This window comes from Sorangium sp. So ce295 (genome assembly GCF_051527405.1).
In the GTDB taxonomy this organism is placed as follows: domain Bacteria; phylum Myxococcota_A; class Polyangia; order Polyangiales; family Polyangiaceae; genus Sorangium; species Sorangium cellulosum_B.
On sequence record NZ_CP150324.1, the window covers coordinates 548,134 to 566,446 of the forward strand.

At 70.2% G+C, this 18,313-nt stretch carries 13 protein-coding genes; 8 read left to right on the top strand and 5 right to left on the bottom strand.

The window, feature by feature from the left end; translation table 11 throughout:
* The first annotated feature begins 150 nt into the window (after nt 1-150).
* The 6 genes from WMF11_RS02050 to WMF11_RS02075 all read left to right on the top strand — a co-directional run bounded on the left by WMF11_RS02050 (nt 151) and on the right by WMF11_RS02075 (nt 7,546).
* Nucleotides 151-1,101 carry a hypothetical protein gene (locus WMF11_RS02050; protein ID WP_437906763.1) on the top strand — a complete coding sequence of 317 codons (951 nt, stop codon included), beginning with the start codon at nt 151-153 and terminating at the stop codon, nt 1,099-1,101.
* 42 nt (nt 1,102-1,143) lie between these two features.
* Nucleotides 1,144-1,917: a thioesterase II family protein gene (locus WMF11_RS02055; protein ID WP_437906764.1), complete on the top strand. Its 774-nt coding sequence runs from the start codon at nt 1,144-1,146 to the stop codon at nt 1,915-1,917.
* A 132-nt stretch (nt 1,918-2,049) separates the two neighbouring features.
* Nucleotides 2,050-3,696 (top strand): fumarate hydratase, encoded by a 1,647-nt coding sequence (locus WMF11_RS02060; protein ID WP_012232992.1) that lies wholly within the window; start codon nt 2,050-2,052, stop codon nt 3,694-3,696.
* A 494-nt stretch (nt 3,697-4,190) separates the two neighbouring features.
* Nucleotides 4,191-4,397 (top strand): hypothetical protein, encoded by a 207-nt coding sequence (locus WMF11_RS02065; protein ID WP_437906765.1) that lies wholly within the window; start codon nt 4,191-4,193, stop codon nt 4,395-4,397.
* On the top strand, nt 4,397-5,338 hold the full coding sequence (locus WMF11_RS02070; RefSeq protein ID WP_437976250.1) for an alpha/beta fold hydrolase: 942 nt from the start codon (nt 4,397-4,399) through the stop codon (nt 5,336-5,338). The genes WMF11_RS02065 and WMF11_RS02070 overlap by 1 nt, the downstream gene beginning before the upstream one ends.
* Before the next feature lie 576 nt (nt 5,339-5,914).
* On the top strand, nt 5,915-7,546 hold the full coding sequence (locus WMF11_RS02075) for a protein kinase domain-containing protein (RefSeq protein ID WP_437906767.1): 1,632 nt from the start codon (nt 5,915-5,917) through the stop codon (nt 7,544-7,546).
* 48 nt (nt 7,547-7,594) lie between these two features.
* Here the strand turns inward: WMF11_RS02075 and WMF11_RS02080 are convergent, their stop codons facing one another.
* Nucleotides 7,595-8,173: a hypothetical protein gene (locus WMF11_RS02080; RefSeq protein WP_437976251.1), complete on the bottom strand. Its 579-nt coding sequence runs from the start codon at nt 8,171-8,173 to the stop codon at nt 7,595-7,597.
* 16 nt (nt 8,174-8,189) lie between these two features.
* Nucleotides 8,190-11,585, bottom strand: a complete 3,396-nt coding sequence (treS, locus tag WMF11_RS02085; RefSeq protein ID WP_437906768.1) for a maltose alpha-D-glucosyltransferase — start codon at nt 11,583-11,585, stop codon at nt 8,190-8,192.
* A gap of 487 nt (nt 11,586-12,072) precedes the next feature.
* Here treS and WMF11_RS02090 point away from each other — a divergent pair, with 487 nt between their 5' ends.
* A complete protein-coding gene (locus WMF11_RS02090) occupies nt 12,073-12,675 on the top strand; it encodes a hypothetical protein (protein WP_012232997.1) in 603 nt (200 codons plus the stop codon).
* A 168-nt stretch (nt 12,676-12,843) separates the two neighbouring features.
* Nucleotides 12,844-14,445: a serine/threonine-protein kinase gene (locus WMF11_RS02095; RefSeq protein WP_437976252.1), complete on the top strand. Its 1,602-nt coding sequence runs from the start codon at nt 12,844-12,846 to the stop codon at nt 14,443-14,445.
* 26 nt (nt 14,446-14,471) lie between these two features.
* On the opposite strand, the gene gspC is transcribed toward WMF11_RS02095, so the two are convergent.
* The 3 genes from gspC to WMF11_RS02110 form a co-directional block, all read right to left on the bottom strand.
* The gene (gspC, locus tag WMF11_RS02100) at nt 14,472-15,431 is read right to left on the bottom strand and encodes a type II secretion system protein GspC (protein ID WP_437906770.1); all 960 of its coding nucleotides are present in this window, start codon (nt 15,429-15,431) and stop codon (nt 14,472-14,474) included.
* A 315-nt stretch (nt 15,432-15,746) separates the two neighbouring features.
* Nucleotides 15,747-17,540, bottom strand: coding sequence for a cytochrome b N-terminal domain-containing protein (locus WMF11_RS02105; protein WP_437906771.1), 1,794 nt, complete (start codon nt 17,538-17,540; stop codon nt 15,747-15,749).
* Nucleotides 17,537-18,124: a ubiquinol-cytochrome c reductase iron-sulfur subunit gene (locus WMF11_RS02110; protein ID WP_437906772.1), complete on the bottom strand. Its 588-nt coding sequence runs from the start codon at nt 18,122-18,124 to the stop codon at nt 17,537-17,539. The genes WMF11_RS02105 and WMF11_RS02110 overlap by 4 nt, the downstream gene beginning before the upstream one ends.
* Between the last annotated feature and the right edge of the window lie 189 nt (nt 18,125-18,313).

Here is an 18,313-nt window from a genome sequence, read left to right on the forward strand (position 1 = left end):
ACGCTTGCATCCAGCGCGCTGGAGCTGCATTGATCCGGGCGATCGCCGCGGTCATGGGGGCCTCTCCCGTACGACGCCGCGGCGACGGTGCGACAAGGTGGTCAATCGCCCGCGCTGCCCGCGAGTTGAGAACGAGATGGGAGACACCAGGTGAGCACGACCAAAGCGTCTCTTGGGACCCTGTTCCTCATGCTCTCCCTGGCCGCGCCTGCGCTCGCGCAAGAGGCGGCGCCGCGGCAGCCCGTCACCGACAAGACGAAGGAGCGTTGGGCGAAGAGCCAGGGAGGCCGGTTCGGCTTCGAGATCGACGTCCTCAGCTCGTCTTACCAGCGGGAGATCGCGGCGGCTGCCGGCGAAGAGGCCTCCGTCGAGGAGTCGTCGCGGCTCGGCGTCACCATCACCGCCGCCACCCAGTACAAGCTGTTCGCGGGTCTCCACCTCGACGCGGAGATCCCGTTCGTCTACGGCGACGTCTCGGGCCCCCAGTCGACAGACCTGTTCGGCAGGCGGTTCACGAGCAACGCAGGATACAGCCAGTTCTTCATCGGCAATCCCACGTTCGGCCTCCACTACGCCGCCAATGCCCTGCCCATCCTCGCGCTCTTCGGCGGCATGAGCTTGACGATCCCGCTCCACCCGCACCCGGGGACGGAGCTCCAGGTCGCGTCGGTGGCGAACTTCCCTGCGCGGGCTTACTTCGATGCGCAGCGCGTGCTGCTCGCGCACTGGGCCTTCCGGGCGCGCGTCGGGACCGAGATCAACGTCGGCAAGGTCCTGTTCTTCACCCACGATCTCGCGAGTCAGGTCTTCTTTCCGACCCGCGACGGGGAGGAGACGAAGACCGTGATCGAGCAGGGAAACGAGATCGAGTTCCGCCCGTTCGGGAACTTTGGCATCGGCATGCGCCTTCAGGCGGCGTTCCCTCTCTCCTCGAGCAACTCGGCCCAGCTCGCGGCGGAGCCGTTCGTCGGCTGGGAGCCGCTCGTGAAGGGCTCTTTCACCCGCGTCGGCGCGCTCGTCGCGCTCGACGACGACCTTGGCTTCGGCCTCGATCAGGGGAAGGTCGCCACCATCCGCGTCGCCCTGGGCAGCAAATGGTAGGGAGCGAGCGCCGCGGGGGCGAGCTACGCTGAGCGCTCCGTGATGACGACCCCCAGCCCGAGCCGCGACCCCTGGGTCGGCGTGCCGAGGCCGAACCCTGCTGCCCGGCTTCGACTCTTCTGTGCGCCCTATGCGGGCGGCGGCTCGTCGATCTACAGCGCCTGGTGGCGCGCGCTCCCCGCGCACACGGAGCTCTGCGCGCTCAGGCTCCCCGGCCGGGAGGCGCGCATGAGCGAGCCGCCGTTCGAGCGCCTCACGCCGCTCGTCCAGGCCCTCGCCACCGCGCTCGAGCCGTGGCTCACGAAGCCGTTCGCGCTGTATGGCCACAGCCTCGGCGCGCTCGTCTGCTTCGAGCTCGCGCGCGAGCTCCGCCGCCGGGGAGCACCGCTGCCGCGCCACCTCTTCGTGTCGGGCCGGCGCCCGCCTCACGTTCGCGGCTCGGATCCGCTCCACGGCCTGCCCGAGCCCGAGTTTCTGGAGCGGATCCGCCGCATGGGGGGCACGCCCGACGAGGTGCTGCGCGACCCGGAGCTCCTGGCGCTCTTCCTGCCTGTCCTGCGCGCAGATTTCGCGGTCAACGAGGCCGAGCCGTTCGTCCCGGGGACCCCGCTCGATTGTCCGATCTCCGCGTTCGGGGGCCTCGACGACGAGCGCGCGGACCGCGCCGATCTCGAAGGCTGGCGCCATCACACGCGCGGGGCCTTCCGGGTCGAGATGTTCCCCGGCGGACACTTCTTCCTGCGGAGCGCCCGGGAGCCGCTCCTGCGGCAGATCTCGGCCGTCCTCGGCGACGTCGAGCGCGCGCTCCCCGCGTGACGGCCGGCGCTGGGTGGGTGTTGAGCCCGGGGCGGGAGCCATGCAAAGAAGGAGGGACCCGCAGCCCCTCTGCCCCTCTTCCTCTCTGCTCCTCTGCTTCTCTGCTTCTCTGCTTCCCCGGAGACCCGAACGATGACCGATTTCCAGTACCAGGACATGCTCCCCCTCGGCCATGACGAGACCCCGTACCGCCTCGTCAGCCGCGACCATGTCTCGACCTTCGAGGCCGCCGGCTCGACGTTCCTCAAGGTCGAGCCGGAGGGGCTCACCCTGCTCGCGCGCGAGGCGATGCGCGACATCGCCCACCTCCTCCGGCCCGGTCACCTCGCGCAGCTCGCGCGGATCCTCGGCGATCCCGAGGCCTCCTCGAACGATCGCTTCGTCGCCCTCGAGCTCCTCAAGAACGCGAGCATCGCCGCGGGGGGCGTGCTCCCGTCGTGCCAGGACACCGGCACGGCCGTCGTCATGGGCAAGAAGGGCCAGCTCGTCTTCACGGGCGGCGGCGACGAGGCGGCGATCGCGCGCGGCGTCTTCGAGACCTACCGCGCGCAGAACCTGCGCTATTCGCAGCTCGCGCCGCTCGACATGTACCGGGAGGTCAACACGAACGACAACCTCCCTGCGCAGATCGAGATCTTCGCGACGGACGGCGACGCCTACAAGCTCCTGTTCATGGCGAAGGGCGGCGGCTCCGCGAACAAGAGCTATCTTTACCAGGAGACCAAGGCGCTCCTGAACCCGGAGAGCCTGCTCTCCTTCGTCGAGGCGAAGATCCGCGCGCTCGGCACCGCGGCGTGCCCGCCGTACCACCTCGCCATCGTCGTCGGCGGCACGTCGGCCGAGTACACGCTCAAGGTCGCGAAGCTCGCCTCCGCGCGCTACCTCGACACGCTCCCGGCCGACGGCAACGCGCGCGGGCGCGGCTTCCGCGACCGCGAGCTCGAGCAGAAGGTGCTCGAGCTCGCGCAGCGGACGGGGATCGGCGCGCAGTTCGGGGGCAAGTACTTCTGCCACGACGTCCGGGTCATCCGCCTGCCGCGCCACGGCGCCTCGTGCCCTGTCGGCATCGCCGTCTCGTGCTCTGCGGATCGTCAGGCGCTCGGCAAGATCACGCGCGAGGGCATCTTCCTCGAGCAGCTCGAGGCCGATCCCGCGAAGTACCTGCCCGACACCACGGACGCGGATCTCGAGGGCGAGGTCGTGAAGCTCGACCTCCGCCGTCCCATGAGCGAGATCCGCGCGGAGCTCTCGAAGTACCCCATCCGCACGCGGCTCTCGCTGAGCGGCCCGATGATCGTCGCGCGAGACATCGCGCACGCGAAGATCAAGGAGCGCCTCGATCGCGGCGACGGCATGCCGAGCTACCTGCAGGAGTTCATGGTCTACTACGCCGGGCCCGCCAAGACGCCCGCGGGCTACGCCTCCGGCTCGTTCGGCCCCACCACGGCTGGCCGGATGGACGCGTACGTCGACCTCTTCCAGGCGAACGGCGGCAGCTATGTCATGCTCGCGAAGGGCAACCGCTCGCCCGCCGTCACCGCGGCGTGCAAGAAGCACGGCGGCTTCTACCTGGGCTCGATCGGCGGTCCGGCCGCGCGCCTCGCGAAGGACTGCATCAAGAAGGTCGAGGTGCTCGAGTACCCCGAGCTCGGCATGGAAGCGGTCTGGAAGATCGAGGTCGAGGATTTCCCCGCCTTCATCGTGGTGGACGACAAGGGCAACGACTTCTTCGCCGACATCAACAAGCCGGCCGGCCGGAAGCTCGAAGTCGCCGGCTGACGTCCGGAGCCCGGGAATCGCGGCCGGGCAGCTCCCCCTCTGCCTCCGGCGCCGGCGCGGCGGCGCCGGCCGCCCTCTCCATCCGTGCCAGACCTTCCAGGACCTGCGCAAACTCCGCGTCGGTGGCGGAGCGACAGCGAGGTTGACTGGCGACGATGTCCCCTCCGGATCGGCGTCGAGGACCCGGTTCCATCCGTTCGTGATACGGCTCGACACCAGCTTTCCCTGCTTCCGTCACCGGGATCGACGAGCGTGACCGAGGCAAATGGTCACATTCGAGGCGTCTTGGCCCCTGTTCAGCCCGGTGTCGGCTCGACGAGCGCTGCTGGGGCCGCGGCCCGCGGGGGCACGGTCCGTGCTTTGACCTCGTGCGGAAGGAGCTGAGCATGACAGTTCGACCTGATCGCACGGTGTCTCATGGCCGCGCTGACGCTGGGCACCACCGTTTCGAGGATCGGCACGGTGGTCCCCACGGATCTCGCCATCAGCTGGAGGTGGATCGTCTGGACCGACTGGTGCGCGCAGCGCAGGAGATCGCTGGTCAAGCAGAGCGTCGAGAGCGCGAGCAGCGCAGCGACGCGGGCCAGGAGGCGAGGCCCGGCGACGGCGGCGTCAAGTCGCGTCCGGCGCCGAGGAACCCGAGCATCGCCGACCTCGAGCGCGCGGACAACGAGGGGATGCTGCCGCCGGGGGAGACGTGATGAGCGCACGCGCGATGAGCCTCGATGGGCTCGTCGATCGGCTCGTGCCGAGCGCGCTCCGCCCCGCGGAGCGCGCTCCCCTCGCCCCCGCGCTCGACGCGGAGGTGCGGCACGTCGACACGTGGAGCGCGGGGCGCCTCGCCTATTACGTGGACGCCCGCGCGGCGGGGCGCCCCGTGGTGCTCGTGCACGGAGTCGACGCGGCCGCGTCGTCCAGGGAGATGGCGCCCCTGTTCGATGCGCTCCGCGGCGAGCGGCCGGTCTACGCGCTCGATCTTCCCGGCTTCGGCCTCTCGGAGCGGGCGGACCGCGTGTACGATCGCGAGCTCTACCGCGCCGCGCTGCGCCGCTTCCTCACGGACGTGGTCCGCGCGCCGGGCGGCGCCGACGTCATCGCGCTCTCCCTCTCCTCGGAGTTCGCCGCCGCCGTCGCCTGCGAGGAGATGAGCATTGTTCACAGCCTCGTGCTCATCTCCCCGACGGGGCTCGGCCGTGAGCCTCCCGGCGCGAGCGCCCTCCTCCGGGCTGTCTCGCGTGTCCCCTACGCCGCGGAGGCGCTCTATCGCGTGCTGGCCGCGCCGCCCAGCATTCGCTGGTTCCTGCAGAAGAGCTTCGTCGGCGCGCCGGATCCAGGGCTCGTCGACTATGCCATCCGCGCGTCGAAGGAGCCTTTTGCCCACCGGGCCCCCCTCGCGTTCATCGCCGGTGCCCTGTTCACGGACGACGCTCTCCAGCGCATCTATGCGCGTCTGCCCGTCGCCACGCTGATCCTCCACGACCGTGACCCGTATTCGCGCTTCGACCGCCTCGCCGAGCTCACGCAGCAGAACCCGCGCGTGGAGGCCGCCCGCGTCGCGCCGACGCTGGGTCTCCCGCACTTCGAGCAGCTCGACGCCACGCTCGATGTGGTGCGCAGGTTCTGGGCGCAGGACCCTTGGTAGCTCTCCTCCACAGAACGACCAGGACAGCCTGGTAGGGAGCTCCGCGCAGGGCGGACGTCGATTTCCTGCGGAGCCCCCAGGCTCCGCAGGGAAGCCGAGGTCGTCCGGTCCGCTCAGGAGCCGTCGCCCTCGACGCCGATCATGTATGCGCCATTACTGATTGGCCCCTTCTCGTGCCAGCGGGGCCTGTGTCCGCCGGTCTCGTGCGACCCCGAGGGGGGTCTCAGGGATCGACCTGCGACACGCATCCAGTTCCACCGCTCCTGAAGCACCTGGTGTACAATGGAGCGGTGGTGGAACACCGGGTGTGCCGACAGGAGCACCCGGTGTGTGTGGTCACGTGCGTACCGCTTCGAGCGGGGCCATTTCGTTAGGACCATGACATCTGCGGCGCGGGAGGGGTGTCCTTGCGCAGCAATCCAGCGATGGAGCGCTGCGCCAAGACATCACGATGGATGGTCAGGCGATGGAGCAACGCGGCATGCGTCTACAGGGGGCGCGGATTGTTTCCAGGCGTAAAAGTCTTTGCAAACTCCAGGTCAACGGGCTAATTAAGCTCTTATAGCGGGGGATGTCGTGAATTCAGGCGGCCAAACCATCTCTTCGACCCAGCAAGCGAGCAACAGCTTGCTTGGTCGATACCGCCTGATTGCAAAATTGGGTCGTGGTGGGATGGCCGATGTATTTCTGGCCGTCTCCCGGGGGCCCGGGTCGTTCAACAAGCTCGTTGTTGTGAAGTGTCTCCGCGTCGGGATGGCGGATGACCCGCGCTACGTCCTGATGTTCCTGGACGAGGCCAAGCTCTCGGCCCGGCTCAATCACCCCAACGTCGTTCAGACCTACGAGATCGGGGGCGAGAGCGGCGGGTACTTCATCGTGATGGAGTACCTCGAGGGCCAGCCGCTCAAGGACGTCGTGAGGGCGGTGGTGAGCGGCTGTCCTGGCGCCGCGAGCTTCACGCGGGGGGCGTGGGTCAGGACGATCGTCGAGGCGCTGCGCGGGTTGCACTACGCGCATGAGCTCGCGGACTTCGATGGCGGTCTGCTCGGCGTCGTACACCGCGACGTCTCGCCGCACAACATCTTCATCACGTACGACGGAGCTGTGAAGATCGTTGATTTCGGCGTCGCGAAGGCGGCCCTCAACGATGCGCACACCGAGAGCGGAACCTTCAAGGGCAAGATGGCCTACGCCGCGCCCGAGCAGGCGATGGCGAGCGCCGACGTCGATCGGCGGGCCGATCTCTTCGCCATCGGCATCGTGCTCTGGGAGCTCCTGGCGATGCGGCGGCTGTTCGATGGCGACCACGTCGCCGTGATGCACCAGCTGCTCACGCGGGACATCCCGCGGCTCTCCACCGTCGTGCCGGACATCGACCCGGCGCTCGATGAGATCGTGGCGAGGGCCCTCCAGCGGGATCCCGATCGACGGTTCGCCACCGCGCAGGAGATGGGCGACGCGCTGGAGAGTTACCTGCGGGGCTCGGGTGAGGACGTCCGCACGGAGCAGCTCGGCGCGCACGTGCTCGAGATGTTCGCGGAGAGCCGAGCGCTCGTGCGCCAGCAGGTCACCGCGCAGTTCGAGTACCTGAGCTCGCTGGATGTCGCGGGCGACATCCAGCGCGCCTCGATGGTCGGAGAGTTCCCCCGCGCCTCGATGGTCATGGGGATGAACCGCTCGATGTGGCCCTCCGCGACCGCGGCCGGTCTACCCCTCCTCAGCGATCAAAGCCACAGCTTCCCCGCCCACCATCATCACGAGCCCCCGGCTGTGGATCCCGGCAGCCTGGGCGCGACGGTGGGGCGCGCCTCGTCCTGGCGGCAGCGTGGGTATCTCGCCTCTGTGCTCGGGGTGGTCGCGCTGCTCGCCGCGGGGGCCTTCGTGATGTTCCGCGACCGCTCGGTGGAGCCCGTCGCGTCGGAGCAGCCTGCTGCGGTGTCCACGGCTGCGACGGCGCTCGAACCGGGCCTGATGAAGGCCAAGGTCACGATCAAGAGCGAGCCCGCGGACGCGAACGTGAGCTGGAACGGGACCATGCTCGGCAAGACGCCCCTCAGCGTCGAGCTGCCTCAAGGGATGCAGGTCGTCGTTGTGTCCAGGGCCGGTTGGGTCGACGTGTCGATCTTCCTGCAGCTCTCCGCGTCGGACGTCGTCGAGCGCACCGTCGCGCTCCGGCGTCAGGACGTCAGCACGATACCCTCCAATTAGATCTCCCCGTCTCCCTGTGAATTCCCCCGATAAATTCGAGGGGATACTTCAGGTGCCGGCCCGGAGGACGCGCATGGAGGAACCTGCCTTGGCGGCGAGGCGGCGGACTTCTCGACCGAGCCAGTCGAGGAAATCGAGGTTCCACGGAGGCCCGTCGGGCCAGCGCTCGCGTATGCGGTCGGCGAGCTCGAGATCCCAGCTCCCGTAGAGATCCACGAGCGCGTCATGCGCCTTGCGGCCGGCCAGCGCTTCAGGGGCCCCGCGAGGCTCGCCTCCGTGCGCGAAGGCGTCATCGCAAACATAGTAGTTGCACGTCGCCGCGCGCCGCTCGGGGGGGATGGTGCAGCCCTCATGACCGTGGAAAGCGCACCTCTTGGGGAGCGCTCTGCCATCGCTGCCCTGGGGCTCGACCCGCAGGATGAGCAGGCCGCGCTGGCCCCGGCGCAGGGTGCCCGCGGCCATCTGCTCGAGCAGCCAGCCAGCGCCGCCGAGCGAGACGATCCGCCCGATGTCCGACCACTCGACCCCGGGCGGGCTGGCGCAGCAACCCGTCGGGCCCTGCGGGCACGAGCCGCACAACGTCGAGTGCAACCGCGTATGCATGCCCGCGAGCTCCAGCCGGATCATCGCGCCACCAGCGCTCCTATGCTCTGGGCGTGATCAGACGCTCCAGCCCGCGCAGCGGGATGTCCAGCCAGTCAGGCCGGTTGTTGAGCTCGTAGCCGACCTCGTAAATGCACTTCTCGAGCATGTAGAAGTCGATCAGGAGCACCGTGTCCGCGTCGCCCGCGGGCACGTACGGCGCCGTCTCGTCGGTCCGCGGCTCGGCGGCCGCCTGAGCGCGCGCGACCGTCTCCATGTATCCCGCGAGGTAGCTCGCGGAGATCCACGCCACCCAGGCGTCGGTCCACGGCTTGAGGACGGCGACGTCCTCGGGCCGGAGGCGAGCGTCCCGGAGCGCCGAGGCGCCGGCGTAGTCGAACGAGCGCAGCATCCCGCCCACGTCCCGGAGCGGGCCGCGCTTGTAGCGGCGCTCGTTCAGCGGCCTCGCCGGCTCGCCCTCGAAATCGATCAGGATGAAGTCGTCGCCCGTCGAGAGCACCTGGCCGAGGTGGAAGTCGCCGTGCGTCCGGATGCGGGGGATGTCGAACTTCCTCGACACGATCTGCTGGAGCTTCGCGTTGATCTCGGCCTCACGCGGCAGCATCGCCGACACCTGCTCCCGCACGTTCTCGGGGAGCGAGCGCTCGCGCTTCCTCAGCAGCGCGAAGGTGCGCGAGAGCATGCCGTGCGCCGACTGGAAGATCGACTGCTGGTGCAGCGTCGAGAACGACTGCTGCCCGAACGCGGGGTCCTTGCTGGGCTTGCCGAGCGTGAGGTGGAGCTGCGCGGTGCGCTCGCCGAGCAGCCGCATCCTCACGAGCTCGGTCCCCATGAGCTGGTTCACGAGCGGCGGCGGCGTCGCGCGCGACGCGTCGACCAGCGTGCCGGCCGGCATCGGCGGCGCGCCCCCCTTCGCCGTCTCCTCGTCGGCGAGCACCCGCTCGAAGAAGCGGTTCAGCGCCTCGAGCGTGCTCGTCCACGCGTCGCTCTGGCTCTGCACGTACTCCTGGAGCATCGCCACCGTGGTCGCCTCGCGACCGCGGGCCTGGTACTCGATCGCCCCGGCGAGCCGCGCCGTGGAAGGGAACTGGTGCTCCGTCAGGTACCGGCCGATCTCGAGCTCCGGGTTGATGCCCTCCTCGACCTGCCGGAAGATCTTGAGGAGGAGCTTGTCGCCGTAGATGATGGTCGTGTTGCTCTGCTCGCTCTCGGAGATGCGCGCCGGGAGCTCTCTCTCGGCGCCGAGCGTCTCGAGCGTCGTCCCGAGCGGCAGCGCGTGGAGCTCGCCGAACGAGCCCGTCGCGACCCCCTGCGCCCGGATCGCGGCGAGGACGAGCGCGGCGAACTCCGGGGTCGCCAGCGCGTCGTAGAGGACGCCCTCCGGCGCCGCCGCGCTCTCCGGCTCGGGATCGCGGATCGTGACGTCCGCGATCACCGCGTGGCGCGCGCGCGTCGCGAGCGTCCGCGCGTAGTCGCCGGTGGCGAAGCCGATCGGCACGACATACGTCTCCGGCGAGCCGTCCGTGTACTCGACGCGCGCGAGCAGGAGGTAGTGCTCCGCCGCGGTCTGCTCGCCGCGCAGGATCGGGATGACGTCCGCGAGGGTCGTGGCGCGCCGCGTGCGCGCCTTGCCGCGGAACCAGCGCCGCGCCGCGATGAACTTGCCGAGCGCGGGCTCGAGCACCTTGCGCCCCTCGGGGGAGAGGAGCGTCCGCCACGAGCCCTTCGTCGCGATCGCGGGCGCCGCCTCGGCGTCGCCCGCGGAGATCGCCGGCGTCGCCGGCTCGAGCGCGAACCAGAAGAAGTCGTGCGGACCGAGCGACAGGGAGTAACCGCGGCTCGTGATCTCCGGGAAGCGGCTCCTGCCGAACAGCTCGACAGGCACCATGCCCTCGAAGCGCGCGAGATCGAGCTCGACGTGCTGCGCGTACCGAGAGAGGTTCGCGACGATGAGCAGCCGCTCGTCCGCGTGCGCGCGGATGAACGCGAGCACCTTGCTGTTGTCCGGGTGCAAAAACTCGATCGTCCCGCGGCCGAGCACCTTGTTCTGCTTGCGCAGGGTGATGAGCCGCTTCATCCACCAGAGGAGCGAAGCCGGGTTCTGCTGCTGCGCCTCGACGTTGATCGCCTCGTAGTGGTACTCGGGGTCGATGATGATCGGCAGATAGAGCTTCTGCGGGTTCGCCCTGGAGAATCCGGCGTTCCGATCGGCGCTCCACTGCATCGGCGTGCGCACCCCGTCGCGATCGCCGAGATAGATGTTGTCGCCCATCCCGATCTCGTCGCCGTAGTAGAGGACGGGGGTCCCCGGCAGCGAGAAGAGCAGCGCGTTCATCAGCTCGATCCTGCGCCGCGTCTTCATGAGCGGGGCGAGCCGCCGGCGGATGCCCAGGTTGATCCGCGCCGTGTGCTCCTGCGCGTAGACGCGGTACATGTAGTCCCGGTCCTCGTCGGTCACCATCTCGAGCGTCAGCTCGTCGTGGTTCCGGAGGAACGTCGCCCACTGGCAGGTCTCGTGGACCACGGGCGTCTGCTTCAGGATGTTGACGATCGGGAAGCTGTCCTCGAGCTCGACCGCCATGAACATCCTGGGCATGAGCGGGAAGTGGAAGTTCATGTGGCACTCGTCGCCGCTCCCGAAGTACGCCGCGGCGTCGGCGGGCCACTGATTGGCCTCCGCGAGGAGCATGCGATCGGCGAAATTCGCGTCGATGTGGCGCCGGAGCTTCCGCAAGAACTCGTGCGTCTCCGGCAGGTTCTCGCAGTTCGTCCCCTCGCGCTCGTAGAGGTACGGCACGGCGTCGAGCCGGAGCCCGTCGACGCCCATCTCCAGCCAGAAGTCGACCACCTTGAAGACGGCGGCGTGGACGTCCGGGTTCTCGAAGTTGAGATCGGGCTGGTGGGAGTAGAAGCGGTGCCAGTAATAGGCGTTGGCGACCGGATCCCAGGCCCAGTTCGATGTCTCGAAGTCCTTGAAGATGATCCGGGCGTCCTTGTAGCGGTGCGGCGTGTCGCTCCACACGTAGAAATCGCGCCAGCGCGAGCCCTTGGGCGAGGTCCGCGCGCGCTGGAACCACTCATGCTCGTTCGAGGTGTGGTTCAGGACGAGCTCGGTGATGACGCGGATGTCGCGGCGGTGCGCCTCGCGCAGGAGGCGGGCGAACTCGCGCCGGGTCCCGTAAGACGGGTTGATGTTGGCGTAGTCCGCGATGTCGTATCCGCCGTCGCGCAGCGGCGAGGGGTAGAAGGGCAGGAGCCAGATCGCGGTGACGCCGAGATCCTGGAGGTAATCGAGCTTGTCGACGAGCCCCTCGAAGTCGCCGATGCCGTCCGCGTTCGAGTCGCTGAACGCGCGGACATGGACCTCGTAGATGATAGCGTCCTTGTACCAGAGGGCGCTGCCTTCGGCGGGAGGGGGCTTTTGATCCTGGCTCATGGCTGCTCCGGCGATGCGCGTTGTCCGCGCGACGACGCCGGGCGCACAGGATACAGCGGCTCGGGCCCTGTGCGGCGTGAGCACGCCGCCCGGGCCAGAGGTGGCCAGGAGGCAAGGCACGCTGCGGAGTCCGCCACTGGGCGCGCACTGCCGTCCCCACGCAGATGACGCGGATCACGTGTATAGTTTAACTACTCGGGATTGCAAGACCACGCGTGCCCGACTTCGGTAGCACGCCACGCGCCGGGCGCAAAGCGGCGCGGTTGCGTTCGGCTTGCGTTCGGCTTGCGTCCGGTTGCGCTCGTTTGCGCTCGTTTGCGCTCGTTTGCGCTCGGGTTGCGCTCGTTTGCGCTCGGGTTGCACCCCGCGCGCTGTCGAGATCGCTGCTTCGTGAGCTCGGCCCACACGTCGAACCGCAGCCGGTGTAAGAAGCGCTGGCACTCGTTCTGCGATCGGGCGAGCTCATGCCCATCGAAGGAGCATTCTCATGATGCGTGTCTTCCACGTACTCCCGCTCTCCCTCGCCGCGCTCGGAGCGCTCGCGTGCTCGTCGACCCCCGAGCCGACGATCGACCCGAACAACCCGTGCCCTCCGGGCCAGTGGTGCGCCTCGGCCGTGCCGACCACGCCGGCGACGGCGGTGCCCACGCCCACCACCACCGCCGCGCCCGCGGGCTCCGCCGCCACGCCGATCCCGCCGGTCGCCGCGGTGGCCGCGACGCCGATCCTGCAGGGGATGGGCACGACGGAGGCCCCGGGGATGAAGCCGGACGGCGGGCCGTTCGCGGGGCAGTTCCAGGAGGGCCAGGCGCTCGAGCAGCAGATCAACATCTCGCCCGGCAAGTGCTACACGGTCGTCGGCATCGGCCTCGGGGTCCAGGAGCTCGACATCCAGCTCGTCTCGCAGCCCGCGCCCGCGCTGCCGCCCGTCGTGCTCGCGCAGGACAGCACCACCGGCGCCGCGGCGACGCTCGGCGGCAAGGCCTCCGGCTGCTGGAAGAACCCCCTGCCGATCGGCGGTCCGGGCAAGGTGATCCTCAAGGCGACGAAGGGCGCGGGGATCGCGGCCGCGCAGGTCTTCATCAAGTAACGCGAGTATCGCTCCCCCGCGCGGGCTGGCCGAGTCCGCCCGCACGCGAAGACGCCCGACCGTGCGCGTGCCGAGAGGCGCGCGCCTCGCGCGCGACTCTTCTATTCCCGCCGCCTTCCTCCTCCCCTAGAGCAGACCGACGCGGCCGTGGGCCGCGCGCGCGACTCCATGAGCGAGACCGTCTTCCTCGGCCCCGACGCCAGCAAGACCTGCGCGAGGCCGCGCTGGGAGTGGCTGTCGCCGCGCCTCCCCCCGGACCTCGAGCAGGAGGCGACGAGGCGCGTCGCGTGGATGGCGCTCTGCACGATCGTGGCGGGCTCCCTCGGCTTCCTCGTGTCGGAGATCTTCCCGGGCCTCGAGCTCGGCCCGTACCCGATCCGCGTCGCGGTCTTCCTGCCGTTCATGCTGGTCTCGGCCGCGCTCTTCGTCATCGCGCGGAAGGGGCTCCTGTCGCCGCCGCGGATCGTCGATCTCTCGTTCGCCTACAAGATCCTGGGCGCCGCGCTGCTCTCGGTCATCTCCAACGCGCAGCCGTGGCCGGAGGGGCCGGTGTTGCCGGGATGGCCGCCGGTGGCCGTCTGGGTGCTCATGTTTCCCATCATCGTCCCCGCCCCGAGCGTGCGCACGCTGTTCACCTCGACGCTGGCGATCCTCACCGATCCGGCCTGCCTCTGGGTGCTCGTCCGCTCGGGCTTCATGGAGCCGCCCTCGTACGAGGCGATGCTCCGCCGCTTCTTCCCGAGCGTCATCGCGCTCGCGCTCTCCGTGCTCGTGTCGCGCGTCGTCTTCGGGCTCGGGCGCAAGCTCGACGCGGCGCGGGAGCTCGGCAGCTACCGGCTCGTCGAGCGGCTCGGCGGCGGCGGCATGGGCGAGGTGTGGCGGGCGAGGCACCGGATGCTCGCCCGCCCCGCGGCCGTGAAGCTGATCCGGCCCGAGGCGTTCCAGGGCGAGCCATCGAGCAACGGCAACGCGAAGGCGCGGTTCGAGCGCGAGGCGCAGGCGACCGCCGCGCTCCGATCGCCGCACACGATCGGGATCTTCGACTTCGGCGTCGCCCGCGACGGCTCGTTCTACTACGTGATGGAGCTGCTCGACGGCATGGACCTCGAGACCCTCGTCAAGCTGGACGGCCCGCAGCCGCCCGCGCGCGTGGTCCACCTGCTCCGGCAGGCCTGCCACTCGCTCCACGAGGCGCACAAGGCCTTCTTCGTGCACCGCGACATCAAGCCCGCCAACCTCTTCCTGTGCCGCTACGGCGCAGATCTCGACTTCTTGAAGGTGCTCGACTTCGGGCTGGTGGCCCAGCGCAGGAAAGACGCGGATCCCTCCAAGCTGACGGCGGACAACGCGATCACCGGCACGCCCGCGTTCATGGCTCCGGAGGTGGTGATGGGCGACCACCCGATCGACGGCCGGACCGACATCTACGCGCTCGGGTGCGTCGCCTACTGGCTGCTCACGGGCGCCCTCGTGTTCGACGCCGAGACGGCGATGAAGACGATGTTGCTCCACGCGACGGAGGCGCCCGTCGCGCCTTCGAAGCGCGCGGCGCGCGCGATCCCGCCCGCGCTCGACCGCCTCGTGCTCGACTGCCTCGAGAAGGATCCCGCGCGGCGGCCGCAGTCGGCGCGCGAGCTGTCCGAGCGGCTCGCCGCGCTCCGCATGGACGCCGACTGGACCGAGCAGCACGCGGCGGCGTGGTGGGAGGCGGTCGCGCCGCCGTCGCTCTCGGGCCAGGCGGCCAGGGCGGCCGTCGACGCCTTCGGCTGAGCTCCGCGCGCGCCCGTCCCGGGTCCTCAGCGGATGTTGAAGTCGACCGTCATCAGCTGTCCGCCGCGCTCGATCGCGACGGACAGGCGGTTCGCGGTCCGGAGCCGCGCGTAGGCCTCCAGCGCCTTCTGGGGATCGGTGACGTCGAAGCCGTTGATCGACCTCAGGGTGTCTCCGCTCTCCAGCCCGAGCGTCTCCAGCAGCGAGCCTCGCCTGATCCTGAGCTTCAGCCCGACGACCTGGTCTCCTCGTCGCTCCGGGGTCACCCGGGCGGAGCGCATGAGGAGCGCCTGCTGCTCGAGGATCTGATCGACCGCCGCGCGGTCGACGTTGAACTCCGTGGCGCTCACCCGCTGGATGCGGGCGGCGATCTCCGGCGGGATCGAGTTCAGGTTGTTGTCGCTCCCGACCGGCCTCGCCTGAGGCCGGGGCTGCGGCGCGGGCGCCTCCTCGCGCGCGCTCTTCCCGAGCTTCCCGAGCTGCATCTGACAGCGGGCGCCCCCCGCGGTGATCCAGACGCGGTCCCACGCGATGCGCGTGAGCGTGCCTCCCGCCGCGTCGCCGCCGAGCCGGCGGAGCTGCGTCTGCCCGTCGGGGCCCTCGATGGCCGCGAACGACCACGCGGCGTCCTGCGACGCCGCGATGAGCACCACGCGTCCGGCGTCGCAGGTCGGATCGCTCCACGGATCGCCGTGCGTCGCGGGCGCGCGCTCCTCGGGAGCGCCGCCCGGGGGCGGGAGGAGCGGCCCCGTCGCCGAGTCGAACGGGTTGCGCCGGAGGATCACTTCAGCGCTCGTCGCGTGGAGGCCGTCGCGCAACGCGCGGTGGGACGCAGGGGGCGTGGAAGAGAGCCTCGTGGCTCTGTCCGGGATGATCGTCCTCCCGATCAAGTGAGACACCCCCGACGCCTGAAAGTAGGCGGCGGACGCGATCATCGTGCCCGCGATCCACAGGAAGTGGTGCTTCACAGCCGCATCCAGGTCCACGGGTCCTGCTCTTTCTGGGGCTCGATCGCTGCCCGCGCGCGGGGCGAGCGCCGCGCGCACGCCGGCGTGGAGGCGACCGTGCACAATGTCGCCACCGACCTCCCTCTCGGGACGCGCAGCACCGCGCGTGCCGGCCCGTCGCGCCGGAGCGCCCGCGCGAGCGCCTGTCAGAGCGCGCGCCTTGACCCGAACGGATCGGCGCGCGTCCACGAGCCGCGCGAGCGTCCACGAGCCGCGCGCGCCGCGGCGGCGCTCATCGAGAGGGGGATCGGGAGGAGGAGAGGGTGGGGCAGCGAGCGCCGGCGGGCGGCTCGCTCAGGGCTTCTTGTCGGGCGCCTTGGCGGCGACCGTCGTCCCGGGCTCACCGCGGCCGCGGCGGTACACCCAGGCGGCGAGGACCTTCCGGTCGTTCGCGGAGAGCTTCTCCTCGAACGCCGGCATGTGGCCTTCCAGGTCCTTCGCCATCGCGGCCGGCGGGTAGGCCTTGCCGCTGCCGGGGTTCGTGATCTGCGCCTCGATCCACGCGATCGAGGCCCAGCCGCGCAGCTCGGGGGCGGCCGACTCCTCGTCGTCGGTCTTGCCGTCGAGCCGGTGGCAGCTCGTGCACCGCTGCCGGACCATCTTCTCTCCGGGCGTCCCGGCGCCGGGCTCCCCGCGCGCCTGCCCCTCGAGGAACGCGGCGATCGTCTCCTGGTCGGCCGCGCTCATCGGCGTGAACACCTTCGCCGCCTCGGGATCCGCGGGCGGCTTCACCGCCGACGGCATCATCTCCTTGAACGCCGTCTTGCCGAAGAGGTGGTCGGCGTCGGGATCCCTCAGCACCTCGAGCGCCCAGGCCTTCGTCCCGAACCCGGTGAGGTCCGGCGCCGTCTGCTTGTCCTTGGGCGGGCCGAGATCGTTGAGCCGGTGGCAGCTCGCGCACTCCTTCTTGTAGAGGTCCTCGCCGCGCGTCTCCGGGTCGTTCCGGAGCATCGCGAGCGCTCCCTCGGGCGGGACGCCTTGCTTGAACAGCGCTATCGCGCGCGCGGTCCGCGCGGCGCTCTGCGCCTCCGAGCGCTGGAAGCCCTCGTCCTTCGCGTCCTTGACGAACGACTTCCCCAGCAGGCCGACGGCCCCGAGGCCGATCAAGAACAGCGGCGCGAGCGCCGGCAGCCGCGCCCGGAGCGGGCCGGGCTTCCTGTCGATGAACGGCAGCAGGGCAAGGTACAGCCCGACCACCCCCGGCAGGCCGACGGTCGCGATGAGCTCGAGCGAGCCAGGGAAGTACTTGCGCAGCTCGAAGAGCGGGCGGAAGTACCAAGCGGGGCGGGCGTTGTAGTCGCTGACGGGATCCGCCGGCGCCTCGAGCGGGGCGCCGTGCTCCATGGCCGCGAGATCGAACACGACGACCAGCACGAGCGCCACGGCCAGCAGGATCAGGCCGAGCTGCTTCGGGTAGAACCGATCCGCCTTGCCGAGGTCGGCGCCGTGCGGCGTGCCGAAGCCGTGCCTGCGGAACTGCGCGAAGCTCGCGGCGAGCAGCAAGGCCATGACCGCCGGCAGCACGAAGACGTGCAGGCTGTAGAGCCGCGTCAGCGTCAGGTGGCCGAGCGAGCTCCCGCCGATGACGAGCTGCTGCGTGAACGACCCGACCACCGGGACCGAGCCCATGATGCCCGTCTCGACGCGCGCGCCCCAGTAGCCGTCCTGGTCCCACGGGAGCGGGTTGCCCGTGAAGGTGAAGCCGAGGATCACGCCGAGCAGGCCGAGGGTCAAAAACCAGCCGATCTCCCGCGGCGCGCGGTACGCCCCGTGGAGCGCGATCCGCGCCACGTGGATCGCGACCAGGATGACGAGCGCCTGCGCGCCGAAGTAGTGGAGGCCTCGGATGAGCCACCCCGCGCGCAGGGTGAAATTGATGTGCGCGACGCTCGCCCACGCCGTGGTCGCGCTCGGGGCGTACGCCGACATGAGCAGCGCGCCCGTGACGACCTCGACGAGGAGCAGCAGCGCGAGCGCGCCCCCCCACACGTAACCGATGCGCGCGCCGCCGGGGATGGGCGCGTCGAGGAACCGGCGCAGCGGCTCGCGGTGCCCGATGCGCTCGTTCAGCCAGTCGCCGAGGCTCATCCTGCGATCTCCTGGAGCTCGGCGACCCCGTCACGGTAGCGCCGGAAGTCCACCTCGAGCCATCCATCGACGACCCGCGTCGCGAGCGGATCCATGGCGCGAGGGGACGGCCCCGTCTCAGGCGCACCCGACAGGCCGAAGCGCGACGCGTGGCACGGGCAGTTGAAGCTCTTCTTGTCGTCGTTGAGCTCGATCCCGCAGCCGAGGTGGGGGCACGTGGCGCTCATCGCGCGGATCTTCTCGCCCTCCCGGATGACCCAGATCGCGCCGAGCATCTGGTCCTTCGCGACCGTGAAGGCGTCGCGCTCCTCGCCGATCACCTTGAGCCGCCGCGGCTCGCTCGGCGGGAGGTCCGCGAGGCGCCCGACCCGGACCCAGCGCTCGCGCCCGCCAGCGGCGCCGGCGCTGCCTGCGGCCGGAGCCGCGATGAAGCTCGCCGCCGGTACGGCGATCGCGCCGGCGCAGGCCAGACCGCCGATCGCCACGAGCGCCTTCAGGGCGCCACGCCGCTCCTCGGGGGCCGGGCCCGCGGACGGCGCGCCGGCGCTCGCGGGGACCCCGTGAGGCCCAGGTTCGTGCGGCAATCCATGTCCGAGGTACCCACCGGCACCAGGTTCCTTTTGCGTCGGCTCTGCCATCTCGTAGGCTCTCCCTCGCTCGCGCCGCTCTCCGAAGGCCGCCCAGACTGGAGCGGGGCCACCGGCGGCCGAAGCGGACGCAGCATATCGAAAACACAGGCGTAACGTTGAATCCTCGCCATCGCGCACATCGGG